The following is a 17,647-nucleotide window of genomic DNA, read 5'->3' as shown; positions in this document are numbered from 1 at the left end:
GACCGGGCGGCGGGAAGGACCGCAGCCGTCCGTCCCTCTTCGACAAGGACACGCGCCGATGTGCGTTGCGTGCAATTATACGATCCATCGTGACCGCCATAATTTCGGCTGGAGCCGGGACATCGAACCGGTTCTCGTCTGTCAGCCCGGCGAGACGATCCACTTCGAATGTCTCGACGCCGCGAACGGGCATTTCAGTCGCGACTCCAAGGCAGCCGACGTTCAGACGCTCGATTTCAGCAAGGTCAATCCGGTGACCGGGCCGGTCTATGTGGAGGGAGCAGCGCCGGGCGACGCCCTGAAGATCACGTTCCGCAGGTTCATTCCCTCGGGGCTGGGCTGGACCGCAAACATCCCCGGCTTCGGCCTTCTGGCCGACCAATTCCCTGACCCGGCCTTGCATATGTGGTCCTACGATCCCGCCACGCTCGCGCCGGCTGCGTTCGGGCCGAAGGGGCGCGTGCCTCTGAAACCCTTCGCGGGCGAGATCGGCGTTGCGCCGGCCGAGCCCGGCCTCCACTCGGTCGTTCCACCACGTCGCGTCGGCGGCAACCTCGACATCCGGGATCTTGCGGCCGGAACCACCCTCTACCTTCCTGTCGAGGTCGAGGGAGCGTTGTTCTCGATCGGCGACACCCATGCGGCCCAGGGCGACGGCGAAGTCTGCGGCACCGCCATCGAAAGCCAGATGGATGTCGAACTCACGCTCGACCTCGTGAAAGGCGCCAACCTGAAGAGCCCGCGCTTCACCACGGACGGCCCCGTGACGCGCCATCTCGACGGCGCTGGCTACGAGGCCACCACGGGCATCGGTCCGGATCTGATGACGGCGGCACGCGAGAGCGTGATGCGGATGATCGACCTGCTGGCGGCCGACCATGGGCTCGCTCCCATCGACGCCTATCTTCTGCTCTCGGTCTGCGGCGACCTCCGCATCTCCGAGATCGTCGACATGCCGAACTGGGTCGTGTCCTTCTACTTTCCGCGCATCGTCTTTTCGTGACCATGCCCTTAGCGCCGCCACCGATCCTCTCCGTGACGGGCCTATCGATCGACGCACGCACCCCACAAGGGCTTCGCCCGGTTCTGGACGACGTGAGCTTCAGCCTCGCGGCCGGGGAGACGCTGTGCCTCGCTGGCGAATCCGGCTCTGGCAAATCCCTGACGGCGCTATCGATCATGGGCCTGCTATCGCCGTCGCTTCGCCAACGCGCCGGCTCCATCGTGCTCGCAGGCCGCGAACTCACGACGCTATCCGAGCGCGCGATGCGGCAGATCCGCGGCGGCGATGTCGCGATGATCTTTCAAGAACCGATGACGTCGCTGAACCCGGTCATGACGATCGGGGCGCAATTGAGCGAGGCGATCCGGACCCACGCGGCCGGCGATGAGACGAGCGTCGCGGCCCGGGCCCGCGCGATGCTCGACGCCGTTCACATCACCGATCCCGGGCGGCGGCTCACACAATTTCCGCATGAACTCTCAGGCGGCATGCGTCAGCGGGTCATGATCGCCATGGCGCTCTCCTGTCGCCCGAAAGTGCTGATCGCGGACGAGCCCACCACGGCGCTCGACGTGACGGTGCAGGCCCAGATCTTGACGCTGATGCGGGACCTGAAGGCCGAATTCGGCACCGCCATCGTTTTGATCACGCATGATATGGGGGTCGTGGCCGAAATGGCCGATCGCGTGGCGCTGCTGAAGAGCGGACGGATGGTCGAGGACGGCACCGTTCACGACATTTTCGAACGTCCCCGTCACGACTACACGAAAAGCCTGCTGGCCGCCGTTCTGCGCCTCGGCAGCTGGGCCGGACAGGAGGGCCCCCCGCGTATCACCCACGCAGCACCGACGACGCTCGGCGCGGAGCCGGTGCTGTTCGTCCGCGACCTCACGGTGTCGTATGGCGGGCGCGCGGGCTGGTTCGGGAAAGCCGCTCCGGTCACGCCCGCCGTCAAAGCAGCCAGCTTTTCGGTTCGACCGGGGCAGACGCTGGGTCTCGTGGGCGAGAGTGGATCAGGCAAATCGACGACCGGCAAGGCCGTGCTCGGGCTCATCCCCTTCACCGGGGAGGTGGTGATCGACGGCAGGGGGATTGCGGGTTTGTCGTCGCGCGACATGAAGCCTGTCCGCCGCAAGGCGCAGATGATCTTTCAGGACCCCTATGCCTCGCTCGATCCACGCATGTCGATCGGCGACGCCATCGCGGAGCCGCTGGTCATCCACGACCTTGGGACTGCGCGCGAGAGGCGCGACCACGTCGCGGCCCTCCTGAAACGCGTCCACCTTTCGCCCGATCACGCGACCCGCTTTCCGCACGAATTCTCCGGCGGCCAGCGGCAGCGCATCTGTATCGCCCGCGCCCTTGCCTTGAAGCCGAACATCATCGTGGCCGATGAAAGCGTCTCGGCGCTCGACGTCTCGGTTCGGGGCCATGTGCTCGACCTGATGCTCGAATTGCAGGAGGAGTTGGGCCTCGCCTATCTCTTCATCTCCCATGACATGGCGGTGGTGGAGCGAATGAGCCACCATGTGGCCGTGATGCGCTACGGCGAGATCGTGGAGCAAGGCGACCGGCGCGCGGTGTTCGAAAACCCGCAGCACCCCTATACACAGGCCTTGCTTGACGCCGTACCGCAGCCCACCCCTCGCTCGCGCGCAACGGTGGCGACACCGCCGGTCACTCAGCGAGCCTAGCCGGGCTTTCACGGCCCCAGAATGGCGAGATGGCGCGGCAAGGTGTTCATCGATCGAGAGCCATCCGCCGTCACGATCAGTTGATCCTCGAGATTGAACGCGCCGATGCCGGTGACGTAGATCGGGATTTCAAATGCCAGGACCATATCGGGCTCGATCGGCACGTCGCAATCCGCCGCGATGAAGGGCCATTGCTCCGAAAAGAACGAGTGGCCGAGCCCATGACCAAAATGCCCGCGGCTGAAACCGACCAGACCGGCCTCTTCGAGGGCCTGCGTGGCGGCATGATGCACCGTCGATAACAGAACCCCCGGCTTGATGGTGGCCATACCGGCCGCGAAAGCGGCCTCGAGGGACAGATGGAGCTCAGTCTGATCGGTCGTCGCCTCGCCGAACACGTAGTTCCGTGACGTGTCGGACGAATAATTTGCGACGACGCAGCCGACGTCCGCCTTGATGATCGCGCGCCGCTCGACGGTGCCGCCCGGCCCCCACGGCTCGCGGCCGACCGCGATATAGTCCCAAGAGGGTGGCACCGGTATCGCGCGCCGCCCGGCCTCGGCTTCGATGCCATGTCGGAAGAGAGCGTGGAGATCGGCGGCCGTATGGCCGGCCGCTATCCCGCCCGCCAACGAGATCAACCCGGCTTCGGCGAGTTCGACAGCCAGCGTCAGCCGTTCGATCTCGATCGCGGTCTTGACCATCCGGATGCGATCGAGAACCGGCGATCCATTCCCGATCCGGGCGGCCGGCAAGGCATTCTGGATCGCCGCCGCATCGCTTGCCGCAATGTAATCGAGATCGAAGCCGAGCCGTGCGCCGAACAGGCCGCGAGATGCCAGAACCTCGGCCAAGGCCTGCAGGGCCAGACCAAGGTCGAAAGTCGCAGGCCGCGCGAAGCCAATCGGACGACTGGCCCGACGCCATGATCGAGCGATGCGATCTTGAATGCTCCCGTCTCCGCTCGCTCCGGTGAGGTCCGCATGTTCCATCCAGAGCGGATGCGACCGAACATCCGGAATCGCAGAGCGCGCGGCTGCGACGTAGAGGTCGCCGATGACGGCCCCGACCGACAAAGCAGGATCGGCGGGGAGCACCACAAATCCCGCGCCGGCGCGACGAAACAAAGCCGGCACGCCCTGCGGCACACCGGTCACGTAAGCAAACCCCTCCGGTTCGGCGATCACGAGCGCATCGAAACCCGCGCTGGCGATGAGGGTCGAGGCGCGCCTGCGATCGACGAGCGACATGGTCGGGACATCTCCAGCGGCGGTGTCGAAGCGCAAGACACACGCGACGCGCGGATGTCAGGGGTCATCGACAGAAACTCTACGGCTTGCGCGCGGCATCGGCCAGAGGAACGCGCGCCGACGTATAATCCGCGCTTGTCGGGTTCATGACCGCGCTGGGAACCGCAAACCACGGCCGACGTGCGCCGCTTCTGCGCTCCACTTGGATGTCACATCGACGCATCCTCCAGCGCGGATTCGACGCACCCCAAGGTCTCGCCTTCTTCCACCCGGCTCATAGTTACCTCGATCCGACCAAGGTTGAGGTGAGCCTAAGTTAAGTTGCGGCTGGCGATAGGCGAGGACGTGTGAGTGCTTTCTAGTGGAATGACAGCTTTGGTCGAGTTGAACGACCTGAAGCGGATTGTGTCGGCTTATCGCATAGGCTCGATCGCGACGCGGTTGTTTGAAGATGCTTGGGCGGGGCTCGAGTCGGGGCTTTCGCCGTCCGAGGTCACGTGGTGGATCACGGCGCGTGCATTGGCTGCGACGAGATTGGGGGATCTCGATCGAGACGTGATCACCAAGGCTGGTGTGTCGGCCGCTGCGGCAAATGATATTCTTAAAACGGCGATCGACGAGGTTGTGCCCCCATTCGCGGATCATACGCGGCAGTCTCTCCATGACGCCTTAGGCGCTGAGGTGTCGCTCGGCGAGTCGCGTCGCCTTTCCTTTGTCGAGCAACTCGTCCGGCAGCCGCGGGCCGGCATTACCTGTCCGGGTAAGCCGCGCATCATCCTTGAGCCACCCGAAAATCATGCGGAACATTGCCTAATGGTGGCGGTCTATGGCGTGTTGCTGGCCCCGGTCTACGAGGCCGATCCGACACGCGTCTTCGTCGCTGGCCTGTCGCACCACGTCCACAATGCCGGCATGCCGGATTCCGGCTTCACCGGCGAAATGTTGCTCGGCCGCCATCTCGCGACGCTCGTGGCGCATTACACGCAGGCGTCCCTTGGGCAACTGGCGTCGCCCTTACGCGAGCAGGTCGACGACGCGCGCAAAATCCTGCCGAATGCCGACACGCCCGACGGCCGCGCGTTTCATGCCGCCGATGTGTTGGACCGGGTGATCCAGACCACGCAATATACGCGTGCGGCCGCACTCACGCCGCAACAGATGCTTGGCGAGATGGAGCTGGTCCACGAGGGGCCGGTCAAGGCGTTCCAGGATGATGTGCTCCGCCAAGCGGGGCTTCTGTGACCGGCCCGCTTCGATCCCCCGTGACCGGCGCGCCGCTGATCGATGACGGCTCGGATCTGCTGCGCGATGCCGACGGGCGTCTCTGGCCTCGGCTCGACGGCATTCCGTACCTGCGTGTCGGACGCGACGATCTCGTCGCTGAGGCGGTCGACTGCCTCCAAAGCGGCGATCGAGACGGTGCGCTCGTCGTCCTGTTGGGTGATCAAGATGATTGGTGGACCGGCGCTCCCGCGGATCCCGCCGCGGTCCGAAACCTTGTCGCCGATCGGTTGCGGCTCTCGTTGCGGGACGCCATGGCGTGTCTCGCCTTCGATCGGGTTGGAGATTACTTCGCGCATCGCTGGAGTGACCCGACTTATATGGCCGGCCTCGCGCTACTCGACGCGCATTGGAGACCGGCTCGATCAAGCTTCGAGCTTGCTAGCGGCATTGGGCACTACGGCCGCGAGTTAGCGAGACGGGAGGTCGACTATACTGGTGGAGACGTTGTTTTCAGTAAGCTTTGGCTGGCACGACATTGGGTCTTGCCACCGGCTGCTCGTTTGATCTGCTTCGACGCCGCTGCCCCATGGCCGATCGCGGATGAGCAATACGACCTCGTCTTCTGCCACGACGCCTTCTACTTTCTCGATCCGAAACCGGCGATCCTGGCGCAATTACGAGCCCTGGTCGGCCGAGACGGTCGCCTCGCGCTCAGCCATGTGCACAACAGCGGCGCCGCCAATTTCTCGTCGGGCCATGCCCTCTCGGCTGCAGAGATGGCCGACCTCTTCCCGCACGCCACCGTTTATGACGATGCTGAACTCACGCATGCCGTGGTCGAGGCGCGCGCGCCGCGGTCGGCCTCCTGGGAGGCGCTCGGATCGGTCGAGGCTTTTTCGGTCGAAGAGAGTGTCGACGGTCCAAATGGCTCACGGCCGGCGAAACGCGGTCTTTCGATCCCATTCGACGATGCTGTATTTCGGCTAAATCCGCTCTATCGGCCAAGTGGGGACGATTATGCCATCGTCTGGCCGTCGGAACGCTACGCAGCCGAATATGCCTCTCGGGCCACCTATCCGAGCCTGATCTCACGCGATCGGACCAACGCGGCCGATGCGATACGCCGCCGTATTCTCGTCGACCTGCCGGAGCGCTGGTGATGCGTCCGGTGCGCTGGGGCATCGCCGGTTTCGGCTGGGTCGCGACGGACTTCATGGCTCCAGCGATCGCGGCTGCAGGGGACCGGCTGGTGGCCGTGGCCGACCCCTCCTCAGCCGCACAGGCGGACGCAAGCCGCCGGGGCGCGCGGACCTACACGGACGTTTGCGCGCTCGCGTCCGACCCCGATGTCGAGGCCATCTATGTGGCGACCCCCAACCACTTGCATCGAGAGGCCGTGGAGGCCGCGGCCGCAAATGGCAAAGCGGTGCTGTGCGAGAAGCCGATTGCCGCGACACTCGTCGATGCGGAAGCCGCCGTAGCGGCATGCCGGCGTGCCGGCGTGCTCTACGGCACCGCCTTCGATCAGCGTCATCACCCGGCTCATCGCGCGCTGCGGGATGCGCTGGCGGCGGGGCGCATTGGAACGCCGACGGCCATTCGCATCGTCTACGCGTGTTGGCTTGGTCCGACCTGGAGCGCCGGACGCGGCGGCGACAATTGGCGGATCGACGGCGCCAAGGCCGGAGGCGGGGCCATGATGGACCTCGCTCCGCATGGGCTCGATCTCGTCGACTTTCTGCTGGGTGAGCCGCTCGAGACTGTGGTGTCGATGCTGCAGCGGCGTCTTCACGCCTATGCGGTGGATGATGGCGCGATGCTGGTGGGGCGGACCGGCTCGGGCGTTCTGGCCAGTCTCCACGTCGCCTATAACTGCCCGGATGCCCTGCCCCGCCGCCGTCTCGAGGTCACGGGCAGCCACGGTATGATCGTGGCCGAGAAGACGATGGGGCAGGACGCCGGCGGGACGCTCACCCTGACGGACGGCACAACAGGGCTGCCTGAAATCCTCCCGATCCCAGACCACGATCTATCCCCTTTTCTGGCCCAGGTTCGCCGTTTTGGCGACGCGGTGCGATCGGGACGATCCAACGAATTTTCCGGCGAACGCGACCTGCACACGATGCGGCTCCTCGCCGAAGCCTACCGTGGAGATATCCCGTCGTGACCGGCCTTCCCGAAGACCTTCCCGACGCTGCGCGGGCCTATATCGAAGGGCTCCCGCAAGGCCGCCTTGTCGGGTTCCCGATGACAGGGCTCGATCGCACCGGCGTGCCGGCCTGGAAGGTTGCGTTGTTCCTGGACGATGCCGGCACGCTTCCGGGCAACATGCCATCCGGCTACGGCTATGGGACCACCGATGGCGACGCCATCGTCGGCGCTCTGGCCGAAATCGCCGAGGCGATCTGCCCGACGCTGCGCCTGATGAAGACGCCCTGGCGGCGCGGCAGCTATCGGACCCTTGTCGCCGAAGTCGGCCGTGATCGCATCGTCGACCCCCTCACGCTTTGCCTCCCGGCAGGAAGTCTTGTCGATCACGACACGTCCTTAGCCTGGACAGAAGCGGTGCGCGCGCGCAACGGCGAGCGCGTCCTGGTACCGCTCGACGTCGCGGCGACTGATTGGTTCGAGTTACCGCCCGACTATACGCCGTTTACGTCGCTGATCACCAACGGCCTCGGGGCCGGCCCCGACCTCGACTGGGCGGTCGGACATGGGTTGCTCGAATGTTTGCAGCGCGACGGGAACGGGCTTTTGTTTCGCGCGCTCGATCAGGGCGTGGTGTTGGATCTTGGCGACGATCTCGACGCCGAAACACGCGAGCTTCTCGCTCATATCGACCGATGCGGCATCACGGTGCTGCCGAAATTCGCGACTGAGGAATTCGGGCTCGCCAACGTCTACGTGGTCGGCTTCGACCGCCCCGGCTCTGGGCCGCGTGTCCCGATCATGCTGTCGGCCTGCGGCGAGGCCTGCGATCCCGATCGGAATCGCGCCCTTCGGAAGGCGCTGCTTGAATTCTGCTCGGCACGGGTCCGCAAAACCTATGGCCATGGGCCGATCGCCGAGGCATTGAGCGTTGCACCGCAAGGCTACGTGCAGGCTTTCGTGAAACGCGCGCTTCCCAGCCTCGATCACGAGGAAAGTCGAGCCCTCAGCGAGATGATCGCCTGGTCCAAGGACGATGGATCGACCCTGCGACGCGCCCTCGACGCAACCGTCTTCTCGATCCGCAGCCATAAGCGCTTCGGCGATCTGCCGGCCGTCGCGCTGGCCGACACGCGCGAGCGCGGCGCTTGGGCCCGGCGGCAACTCGAGGCCGACGGCTTCGACGTTCTTTACATCGACGGCTCACCCCCCGGCGGCGGGTTCGCGGTCGCCAAGGTGATCGTCCCAGGGCTCGAGGTTGAAACCATGAGCTACAGCCGTATCGGCGAGCGCAATGCCCGCAAGCTCATCGCGAGAGACAGCCCGCTGATCCGCTTCGGTGAGGAAAGCGCAACGCTGCGCCCGGTCCGGCTCAGCGAAGCAGCGTTCGAGCGGCTGCGTCCGGAGACAAGCGGCCGCCAACCTTTGTTCGATGTCGGCGAAGCCGAACGGATCGTCGGTCCCCTTTATCCGCTCTACCGAGAACCGGAAGCCCACCATGTTGCCCTGCGACTGGGCCAACTGACACATGAGGTCACGCCATGAGTTTGCGTTACGCCTACAATACCAATGGAACGGCTTGGCATCGTCTTGATGACGCGCTCTCGTTGCTTGCCGAGGCTGGCTACGACGGCGTCGCCCTCACGCTCGATCATCACCATTTCGATCCGCTCTCTCCCGATTGGGAGCGCAACGCGATGGCGTTGCGGAAGCGGCTCGACGCGCTCGGCTTCGGGGTCGTGATCGAGACGGGCGCTCATTTTCTGCTCGATCCCAAACAGAAGCATGAGCCGACCTTCGTTTCGGCAGCCCCTGATGGCCGTCTTCGCCGCCTCGACTTTCTCAAGCGCGCCGCCGACATCGGCGTGATTTTGGGAGCCGAGGTGCTGTCGTTTTGGTCCGGACGCCTCAAGCCCGGGGTCGATCGGCGCGACGCGACGGAGTGGCTGCACGAGGGCGTCGACGCCATCGTGGACTATGCCAAGCGGCAGGGCATCGTACCGGCGCTCGAACCCGAGCCCGAAATGTTCGTCTCCACCGTGGACGACTATGCCGACCTGATCCGGGCCGTTCCGGACGTTCGGCTCGCGCTTGATCTCGGCCATGTGCTGGTGACGGGCGAGCGGGAGCCGGACGAGGCCATTCGCGAATTTGGCCGCCACATCGCCGATGTGCATCTCGAGGATATGAAGCGGGGCGACCATGTTCATCTGGCGTTCGGCGATGGCGATATGGACGTGCCCGCCGCGCTGCGGGCGCTCCGCGATATTTCATTCGACGGTTTGGTCTGCGTCGAACTTTCACGCGACAGTTACCGGGCCGACCTGATGATCCCCGAAGCGCGGCAGGCGATTGCGGCCTATGAGCGTGAGTGTGTCGCGTGAGGATCTGCTTCGTCAGTCGACGGTACTTCCCGGCTATTTCCGGGATGAGCGTCTACGCCGTGAACCTTTTGCGCGAGTTGGTGCGCGCCGGTCACGACGTCACGATGATCAGCCAGTATCGCGGCGATGCATTCGGCACGCGCGTCTATGGGGGAGGCCCCCCGCCTGCGGTGCCGGGTGTCGCGGTGATCGGGCTCGAACAGATCGGCGAGCAGACGAACGGCGATTTCGAGCGCGACATCGACACGATGATCGCAACCATCAAGGCGGCGCATGACCGCAAGCCGTTTGACCTTCTGCATGCCCAATATGGTTATCCGACCGGCTGGGCGACGCTGCTGGCGGCGCGTGATCTCGGCATTCCGGCGGTCGTCTCGATCCAGGGTGGCGATGGCCATTGGGTGGGCTCGTGTTGTGACACACACCGCCTTGCGATGCAGCGTGTGCTGGACGGGGCCGATGCGCTGCTGATCGGCGGTGAGAGCTTCGTCGAGGAAGTCAGCGACCGGCTCGGAACCGCTCGCGCGCGGTTCACCATCGTGCCAGGGGCAGTCGACACGGAACGCTTTCGGCCGGCCGCTGAGGCCAAGGTCGGCGTGGCGCCCCTTCCAGTGAGGCTCCTCTACCACGGCCGGGTCGACCGGCGGAAAGGCGCGCTGGACTTTCTCGACGCCCTCGACGTGTTGCGGACCCGCGGTGTCGCGTTTCGGGCGACCGTGTCGGGAATTGGCCCCGATCTCGATGCCTGCAAGGCCCGCGCGGCGGATCTCGCGTTCGATGCCCACACCGTCGGGTTCACGGGTTACGCGGCCTACGAGGCTGTGCCCGACATCTACCGGGAGCACGACATCTTCGTCTCTCCAACCTATGGAGAGGGCTTCTCCAACACCATTCTAGAAGCCATGGCGTCGGGCCTCGCCAACATGTCGTGTTTCGCGGTGGGCGTGAACGACTGCCTGAGGAACGGTGAAAATGGCCTGCTGGTCGAGCCCGGCGATATCGCGGGCCAGGCCGATGGGCTGCAACGCCTGATCGAAGACGCCGCCTTCCGTCGGCGCATCGCCGTCGCGGGTCTGACCGAATGCCGCCGCGACTATTCCTGGGAGACGGTCGGGCGGATGATCATGACGGTTTACGCTCGCGTCCTGAGGGCACCGGCGAGGGGCCGCGTCGATGCTCGTCTGCCGATGACCGACTGCCGCTTCCGCGCCGAGCCGCATCTTCTGTGACGGCCGGCCATCCATGACCCGCACGGCACTCGCGCTATCGCCGCATCTCGACGATGCCGCATTCTCCTGCGGTGGTACGCTCGCGACGCTGGTGCGCGACGGCTGGAGCGTCCGTGTCGCGACGCTCTTCACCCGCTCGGTGCCGAAACCGCATGGATTTGCGCTCGCCTGCCAACTCGATAAGGGGCTTGGGCCAGACGTCGATTACATGGCCCTGCGGCGCGCCGAGGATCTTGCAGCCATGCGGGCGCTCGGGGTGGCGGAGCCGATCCATGTCGAGCTGCCGGAAGCACCCCATCGCGGTTACACGTCGGCCAACGCCCTGTTTCAACCGCCGCTCGCAACCGACACCATCGGGATCGATCTTCGTGCCGCGATCGAGAGGCTCATGGTGGATCATGCGCCAGATCTCATCTTCGCGCCGCAAGCGATCGGCGGTCATGTCGATCATGTTCAACTGGTCAAAGCCCTCGACGGTCTCGAGAAACCGGTTCTTTGGTGGCGCGATTTTCCTTATGTGGCACGGACCGCCAATCCGGCTGAGCCGTTCGCCCACAGGATGCATGTCATGCCCGAGCACAGCCTGCGGCTCAATGCGGACGCAGCGGCGGCCAAGGAGGCATCGTGCCTCGCTTACGCGACCCAGTTGTGCTTTCAATTCGGTGGCCCCGACGGCTTGCGGACGAAGCTTTCAGAGGGCAGCTCCGCCGAAGGCTTCCGAGGGCAGGGTCTGCCATGGAGCCTGATGCGCGACATGTCGGGGATCGGCAGGATAGCGGCGCCGGCCCGCTCCTAAGCGTCCGCGACGCCGAGATCGCCGAGCGGAACCGGAAAGGCATGCGGACGCGTCGCCAACATCGTGTCGATCAGCGCCAGGGCGTCGCGACGCCCGCTGTTGGCGGCTTGCTCGAACGGCGTCCAGGTTTGGGTGAAGTCGAGAGCCGCGAAGACATCGCGATAGCGCCGCAACTCGCCTTGCGTGAGCGGAATGCCACGCACAAACGCCTTATGGGTCGAGATCGTGGTGGCGCGGCGAGAATCGCGAGGGTCGAGCTCGAATTTCAGGCAATCACCGCAGAACAGAATCTTTCGCGCGCGGTCGAACAGCACGGCATGGCCGTCGAAGTGTCCGGCCGTCAGATGCAGTTCCAGGCCCGGCAATGGTTCAAGCCGCTCGTCGAATGGCCAACTCACGCAGAGCGCGCCCGACCAAGCGAGATCGCCCGGATGCAGGGCGAGTTCGGGATCGAAGCGATCCTGCAATTGCCAGATCGCTCCGTAAGAATGGGGATGCGAGGCGGCCAGAACTTGCACGCCGCCGAGTTGGGCGATGGCCGCGAGCGCCGCCTCGCTATAGACCGCACAGCCCTCGAAGGCGAGATTGCCGCCCGTTGTCTGGATTAGATAGCCGGACGAACCGATCCCATCGACCGGATCGTTCCAGAAGCGCCAGACTCCCGGCTCGATCTCGGCCCAATGGCAGGGATATAGCTTGCGGGCTTCGGCGAGATCACGGAAATGCCAGCCGCGCTGCGGCATGACGTGTCGGGCATCAACGCACAGCGGGCAGGACGTCGGACGCTCGAAATGCCGTTGCCAGAAGCCACAATTGTCACAGAAGAAGGCTGGTAGATCGAGGGCATCCTTGAACGGGAGATATCCTGGGCTCATCACATCCTGCCAGACTCTGCTGATCGACCCGGCGCGACAAACCGGGCTCGTGCGCTCCGCGATCAACCTCCTTGAGGCACGACAGTTCCGCCAGGACGGAGTTCATGCGGCTGTCGACCGGGCGAGACCCTGCGGACCCTTCCCGACTAAACCGCGCCGCTCTTCTTTGACCAAAGCGAGCTTCCGATCGATCGAAGCGTCAGTCTGATCGGCTGTGTATAAGAAGGCGGCCATGTCTCCGGTCACCTGCAAAACCGCCATCGAAAAGGGGGCACTATCGCGAGTGTCCACATCGCTCGAGCCAGCATGATTGCGTCATGCCGTCAGCGCCGGTAGATCAGGTCATCGCGATTTTTCAAGGGACGCGTCTTCGCCGATTTCGGACACGCGTTCGACGACAGCTTCGCTGCGGTAGGACCTTATGACCGAACACACTTTCAAGCTCGACACGATCGCGGACGCGGTCTCGGCCGTGGGGCGCGGCGAACTCGTCGTCGTGGTGGACGACACCGATCGCGAGAACGAAGGCGATCTGATCATGGCGGCCGAAACCGCCACGCCTGAGCGGATGGCCTTCATGATCCGCCACACCAGTGGCATCATCTGCGCTCCCATGGCCGCCGAACGAGCCGAGCGCCTGCAATTGCCGCCGATGGTGGCCAACAATCTCGATCCAATGCGGACCGCCTTTACGGTCAGCGTCGATGCGAAACGAGGGATGACGACCGGCATCTCGGCCATCGAGCGAACCAACACGGTGCGGGCGCTCGCGGCAGCCGGGGCGCAAGCCGGCGACTTCCTCAGACCCGGCCATGTCTTTCCGCTGATCGGCCGGGCCGGCGGCGTCCTCACGCGCTCGGGTCACACCGAAGCGGCGATCGATCTTGCCACGATGGCGGGGCTGTCTGATGTGGCGGTTCTGGCGGAGGTCGTGAACGACGACGGCACAGTGAAGCGCCTCGACGAACTGATCCGTTTCGCGCGGGAACATGGCTTGCGGATCGTTACGATCGAGGATTTGATCGCGGCCCGCGTGCAAAGTGAGAGTCTCGTTCAACGCTTGTCGACCGAACAGGCGACGATCGACGGCCATGCCGTGACGGTCCATGCCTATGCGACAAAGCTCGACCCCTGGCAGCATATCGCGGTCGTTTTCGGCGACCTCAGCGGCGGCATGGACGTGCCGTGCCGCATCCATCGCGAGCAACCCGTTCGCGAATTGATCGAGCCGGGATTTAATCAAATCGGCCGAGCGTTCGAGATCTTCCGACAAAGAGGCCGCGGCGTGTTCATCGTTGTCCGCAATCCGGATGTCGCGACGGCCGCGCCGCAGGCGGCGGTCAGCGCCGGCACTGGCGAACATCATCAAAGTGCCGAAGCCAGGAAAACCCGCTGGCGCGATATCGGTGTCGGCGCGCAAATCCTGCGCGACCTCGGTGTCAGGTCGATCGCCGTGCTGTCGGCGCATGAGCACAACTATATCGGTCTCGTCGGGCACGGGATTTCCGTGACGGACAAGATCTCGATTTGACCGTCGTCGCTCCGGCGAAACCGATGCTCGTGGGGACCAGGGGAAGCCTCGACCCTTGCCAAACTTGGCTCTCAGGAGGCGAGATATGACGCCGCAGTCCCGTGCCCGTCGATTCATGAGGCTGTTGGCCGCGACCGTGTTGCTGCCGCTGGCGATCTTGCTGCTGGGATGCTGGGAACAGCAACGCGGCGTTGCCGACTGGCTCGATCTCCACAACGAGCAGCTCCGCCTGTCCGGTGTCGTCGCACAACTCGAAGCGCAGGCGCCCAAGAACGGCAAGATGGACTTCACCATGCAGTTTCGCCGCAACGGCCAACTGTATGGAGGGCCCCTTGCGCTGGACCAGGCGCGTGAGGCCCTGAAAGAGGTCGCGTCCCTCACCAAGGTCATGGACCTGCGGCGCATGTTGCCACCCGTTGTGATGGGGGCCTCGGCTTTTGTCGCCGCGCTGTCACTCCTGGTTCTCATCACCGGTGGGGCGCTCGGATGGCTCGGGCGGACGTCGCGCGAGATCCTCGTGCGCGGTTTCTCCCTTGTCCGAACGGTTTTACCGGCGATCCTCGCGACGCAGGTCGTGCTCGGGACGACGGCCTTCGTATCGGTCGTCGTCTTCGAGGCGGCAGCGCTTGCTCAACCCGGAATCGGCACCAGCGAGATCAAGCTATTGGCCGTCGCATGCATCGCCGTTCTCGGCAGCATCTTTGTGGCGGGCAGCACCTTGGCCGGGTTACGACACGCGCTGGCGGCCTTCGAGCCCGACCCGCTTCCCATTTTGGGTCGGCTGGTCCCTCCGGCAGCGGCACCGGGCCTTTGGCGGCTCGTCGACGGGCTTGCTGAACGGCTCGGATCACTCAAACCCGATACCATCGTGGTTGGACTAACGGAGGGCTTCTTCGTCAGCGCCGGACCCAAGATCTTGCAACCCGGCGGCCACAAGCTCGCAGGCCGCACGCTTTATGTCCCCCTGCCCTACCTGACGCTGCTGCGGGGCGACGAGGTCGCGTCGATCATCGGACATGAGCTCGCCCATTTCGCCGGGGGCGATACCGCCTACAGCCTGCGCTTTCTGCCGATCTATGCAGGCGTCGGCCGGTCCCTCGATGCGGTGGCGGCCGTCGGCGAAGGAAGCGGTTCGGCCTTCGGACTTCTCAGTCCCGCTATGTGGCTCGGATTATTCGTGATGGATCGGTTCCATTATGCCGTGCGCCACTGGAGCCGAACCCGCGAATTTGCGGCCGATCGTGTCGGGGCCGGACCGACTTCGCCAGAGGCCGCCGCCCGCGCGCTCTTGCGGGTGGGTGCCGTCCGACCGCGCATCGTCGAAACGCTCGACGAAGCCACGGAGAACCGTGGGATGGGGGCGCCCGATATGGTCGCGGCTGTGCTCGATCACGCCATCGCACGCGGTCTCGACGATCCCGCCGCTCATCTCGAGGCCGAACAGACTCACCCGACCGACACCCACCCGACCACGCGCGATCGCCTTGCGGCACTAGGCTGTCCGCCCTCCCCCGAACGGCTCGACGCGGCAAGAGCGGCACCCCCCCCGCGAGGCACTCGGCAAGCTCGCGGCCTACTTCGACGACCCGGTCGGCCTCTGCCAGGCGGCGACGGCTGATTTCCTCGCGGCCGTGCGGCAGAATGACGATGCGCTCCAGGCCCATCTGGCCGCGACAGCCGCGAAGGTCGATGCTGACGATCGGGTGCTCACCGTCAACAAACGCCCACAAGGCTACGTCCTCTTGGTCTCCGGCGGCGTCATGATCGGCGTCTCGCTCATCCTGTTGGTGACGGATGTACCCGGGCTCGGAGCAGGCGAGTTAAGGTTGGTGGCGGCGACGAGCGCCACGCTCGGAGCGTTATTGGCCGGCTTCGGCCTCTTCTGTCTCTGGCAAGGCGAGCGAACGTCGCTTGTTTTCGGGAGAGACGCGCTAACCGTTCCGGGCCTCGATCGACCGATCGCCTGGGACGACATCGCCGATTTGGACCTCGCTTGCGACTATAATCGCATGACCACGCGCCTTTTGCTGCGGCCTGGATCGCCGCTTCCTGAACGCGTGACACGGGCTCGCAACGTCAAGCTTGACCCCAAGCAGCGCATCGTGACGCTGAAGACCATTCTGCCCGGCAAGATGAAGCCGCAGGAGTTCGCCGATCTGCTCGGCCGCTACCAGCATGCTGCAGAAGCCCGGCGGCGTCTCGCGGCATTAAACGCTGCGCCGCACGTCTTGGCTGGCGACGCTTTAATGGTTTAGACCGTTGCCATGATGACGTCCCTCGATTCGACGCCCCTGCGGCTCCCACCGCCAGCTCGTGACTGGAAGCAAACGATCTGGGTCTTGCTCAGCAGTCTTATGTTTGGCGCGATGCTGGTTGCTGCCACCATCTATACAGCGCCCACGCTTGTGTCGGATTGGCAGGTGCGAGAGGCAGCACGCCCTGTGGCCGAGGCCGAGGTCACCGACGGCAAATGCAGTTCCCAACTGATTGTACACATCTGCAATGCGACCTTGTCGGTAGAGACGCCGTCCGGCTCCGTGTCGCGACGCGTGAATTATGTCTTCACGGGCGTTCACGTCGGCGAATATACGATCGACGTCTTGGCCGACCCCGCTAAGCCCGACCTTGTCACCACCGATTTGGCGCTCAATCAATTGTGGAACCGCACGTTCACGTTGGCGGCCCTGGTGGTGGCACTGCTCGGCGCCACGATGCTGCCGCTGGTCGCGCTGATCCGTAATCGGCGATCAATCGCCGGTCACGTGTAAGAGGGCTGACGATGCTGCGACGATGGATCGACAAGCGCTTCGCTCTCGCCTTCATGATGGCTGTGGTAGCGGTGCCGTCCGACGCCTGGGCTGACTGCGTCTGGTCCGACGTCGCGGTCGATGAGCCGCGTGTGGCCGTGGTCCGGTCGGAGACGCCGCGAACTCAATTCGTGCAGATCGACGCCCTGGTGCATGGATGTCCGAGCGACAAGCCGGAGTGCCAGCAGCGAGCCTTTCTTGTCGCGGGCGACGTGGTGCTGATTGGACCGACACAGGGCGCCTATACCTGTTCAGGATTTCTGGGCCGCCGGGGACCCTCGACCATCGCATGGCTTCCGACGGCCGCGCTGGCGCCGCTCCCCAACGATCAGCAGTCACCCACCGATTGGGCGGGGCATTGGGTTGCGCCTGAGCAGACCATCACGATCGCGAACGGCAGCAGCGGTGCGCTGATCGTGACAGGTGACGCGACCTGGGGCGATACACCAGACCGGCGTCGACTTGGGTCCGTTCACACCGGCGAACTCGCCGGCACGATGCGACCCGACAAGGGCGTGCTGGCCTTTGCGATGGGCGATGAAAACCACACGCTGCCCTTTGGTGCGGGCGACGAGTTCACATGCAACGTCCGCATGGTCCGGCGAGGACCTTACCTCGTCGTGCGTGACAACAAAGCCTGCGGCGGAGCCAACGTCAGCTTTTCTGGCTTTTACCGGAGAGACCAATAGGCAGGCGCCGATCTGAA

16 protein-coding genes are annotated in these 17,647 nt (G+C 64.8%); 14 read left to right on the top strand and 2 right to left on the bottom strand.

Features of this window, described 5'->3' with window-relative positions:
- Positions 1-58: 58 nt before the first annotated feature.
- Positions 59-1,003: an acetamidase/formamidase family protein gene (locus EY713_RS08085; protein WP_131114337.1), complete on the top strand. Its 945-nt coding sequence runs from the start codon at positions 59-61 to the stop codon at positions 1,001-1,003.
- 2 nt (positions 1,004-1,005) lie between these two features.
- On the top strand, positions 1,006-2,697 hold the full coding sequence (locus EY713_RS08080; RefSeq protein ID WP_131119455.1) for an ABC transporter ATP-binding protein: 1,692 nt from the start codon (positions 1,006-1,008) through the stop codon (positions 2,695-2,697).
- A gap of 8 nt (positions 2,698-2,705) precedes the next feature.
- Here EY713_RS08080 and EY713_RS08075 read toward each other — a convergent pair whose 3' ends face one another.
- A complete protein-coding gene (locus EY713_RS08075; RefSeq protein ID WP_131114336.1) occupies positions 2,706-3,947 on the bottom strand; it encodes a M24 family metallopeptidase in 1,242 nt (413 codons plus the stop codon).
- A 366-nt stretch (positions 3,948-4,313) separates the two neighbouring features.
- Between EY713_RS08075 and EY713_RS08070 the strand changes: the two genes are divergently transcribed.
- The 7 genes from EY713_RS08070 to EY713_RS08040 are packed head-to-tail and all read left to right on the top strand — an operon-like array spanning position 4,314 to position 11,728.
- The gene (locus tag EY713_RS08070; RefSeq protein WP_131119453.1) at positions 4,314-5,189 is read left to right on the top strand and encodes a hypothetical protein; all 876 of its coding nucleotides are present in this window, start codon (positions 4,314-4,316) and stop codon (positions 5,187-5,189) included.
- Positions 5,190-5,209: 20 nt separating this feature from the next.
- Positions 5,210-6,331, top strand: a complete 1,122-nt coding sequence (locus EY713_RS08065) for a class I SAM-dependent methyltransferase (RefSeq protein ID WP_245572943.1) — start codon at positions 5,210-5,212, stop codon at positions 6,329-6,331.
- Entirely contained in the window at positions 6,331-7,338 is a 1,008-nt protein-coding gene (locus EY713_RS08060) for a Gfo/Idh/MocA family protein (protein ID WP_131119449.1), read from the top strand. The genes EY713_RS08065 and EY713_RS08060 overlap by 1 nt, the downstream gene beginning before the upstream one ends.
- Positions 7,248-8,864 carry a YcaO-like family protein gene (locus EY713_RS08055; protein ID WP_245572987.1) on the top strand — a complete coding sequence of 539 codons (1,617 nt, stop codon included), beginning with the start codon at positions 7,248-7,250 and terminating at the stop codon, positions 8,862-8,864. Before EY713_RS08060 ends, EY713_RS08055 begins: the two co-directional genes overlap by 91 nt.
- Positions 8,861-9,703, top strand: a complete 843-nt coding sequence (locus EY713_RS08050; protein ID WP_131114334.1) for a sugar phosphate isomerase/epimerase family protein — start codon at positions 8,861-8,863, stop codon at positions 9,701-9,703. Before EY713_RS08055 ends, EY713_RS08050 begins: the two co-directional genes overlap by 4 nt.
- The gene (locus EY713_RS08045; protein ID WP_131114333.1) at positions 9,700-10,932 is read left to right on the top strand and encodes a glycosyltransferase; all 1,233 of its coding nucleotides are present in this window, start codon (positions 9,700-9,702) and stop codon (positions 10,930-10,932) included. Before EY713_RS08050 ends, EY713_RS08045 begins: the two co-directional genes overlap by 4 nt.
- Positions 10,933-10,945: 13 nt before the next feature.
- Complete coding sequence (locus EY713_RS08040) at positions 10,946-11,728, top strand: PIG-L deacetylase family protein (protein WP_131114332.1); 783 nt, start codon at positions 10,946-10,948, stop codon at positions 11,726-11,728.
- Here the strand turns inward: EY713_RS08040 and EY713_RS08035 are convergent.
- Entirely contained in the window at positions 11,725-12,603 is an 879-nt protein-coding gene (locus EY713_RS08035; RefSeq protein ID WP_131114331.1) for an MBL fold metallo-hydrolase, read from the bottom strand. The two genes, EY713_RS08040 and EY713_RS08035, sit on opposite strands and share 4 nt — an antisense overlap.
- Before the next feature lie 421 nt (positions 12,604-13,024).
- Here EY713_RS08035 and ribB point away from each other — a divergent pair, with 421 nt between their 5' ends.
- The 5 genes from ribB to EY713_RS08015 all read left to right on the top strand — a co-directional run bounded on the left by ribB (position 13,025) and on the right by EY713_RS08015 (position 17,630).
- Positions 13,025-14,134, top strand: a complete 1,110-nt coding sequence (gene ribB / locus EY713_RS08030; RefSeq protein WP_131114330.1) for a 3,4-dihydroxy-2-butanone-4-phosphate synthase — start codon at positions 13,025-13,027, stop codon at positions 14,132-14,134.
- Positions 14,135-14,219: 85 nt separating this feature from the next.
- The gene (locus EY713_RS08025; protein ID WP_245572941.1) at positions 14,220-15,752 is read left to right on the top strand and encodes a M48 family metallopeptidase; all 1,533 of its coding nucleotides are present in this window, start codon (positions 14,220-14,222) and stop codon (positions 15,750-15,752) included.
- Positions 15,753-15,765: 13 nt separating this feature from the next.
- Positions 15,766-16,389 (top strand): hypothetical protein, encoded by a 624-nt coding sequence (locus EY713_RS23125; protein ID WP_245572940.1) that lies wholly within the window; start codon positions 15,766-15,768, stop codon positions 16,387-16,389.
- Positions 16,390-16,473: 84 nt separating this feature from the next.
- Entirely contained in the window at positions 16,474-16,902 is a 429-nt protein-coding gene (locus EY713_RS08020; RefSeq protein WP_245572939.1) for a hypothetical protein, read from the top strand.
- An 11-nt stretch (positions 16,903-16,913) separates the two neighbouring features.
- Positions 16,914-17,630 (top strand): hypothetical protein, encoded by a 717-nt coding sequence (locus EY713_RS08015; RefSeq protein WP_131114328.1) that lies wholly within the window; start codon positions 16,914-16,916, stop codon positions 17,628-17,630.
- Positions 17,631-17,647: the final 17 nt, after the last annotated feature.

Source organism: Lichenihabitans psoromatis (assembly GCF_004323635.1).
GTDB lineage: Bacteria > Pseudomonadota > Alphaproteobacteria > Rhizobiales > Beijerinckiaceae > Lichenihabitans > Lichenihabitans psoromatis.
The sequence above is the reverse complement of the archived record's forward strand: the minus strand, read 5'-3'. Positions and strand labels throughout refer to the sequence as shown.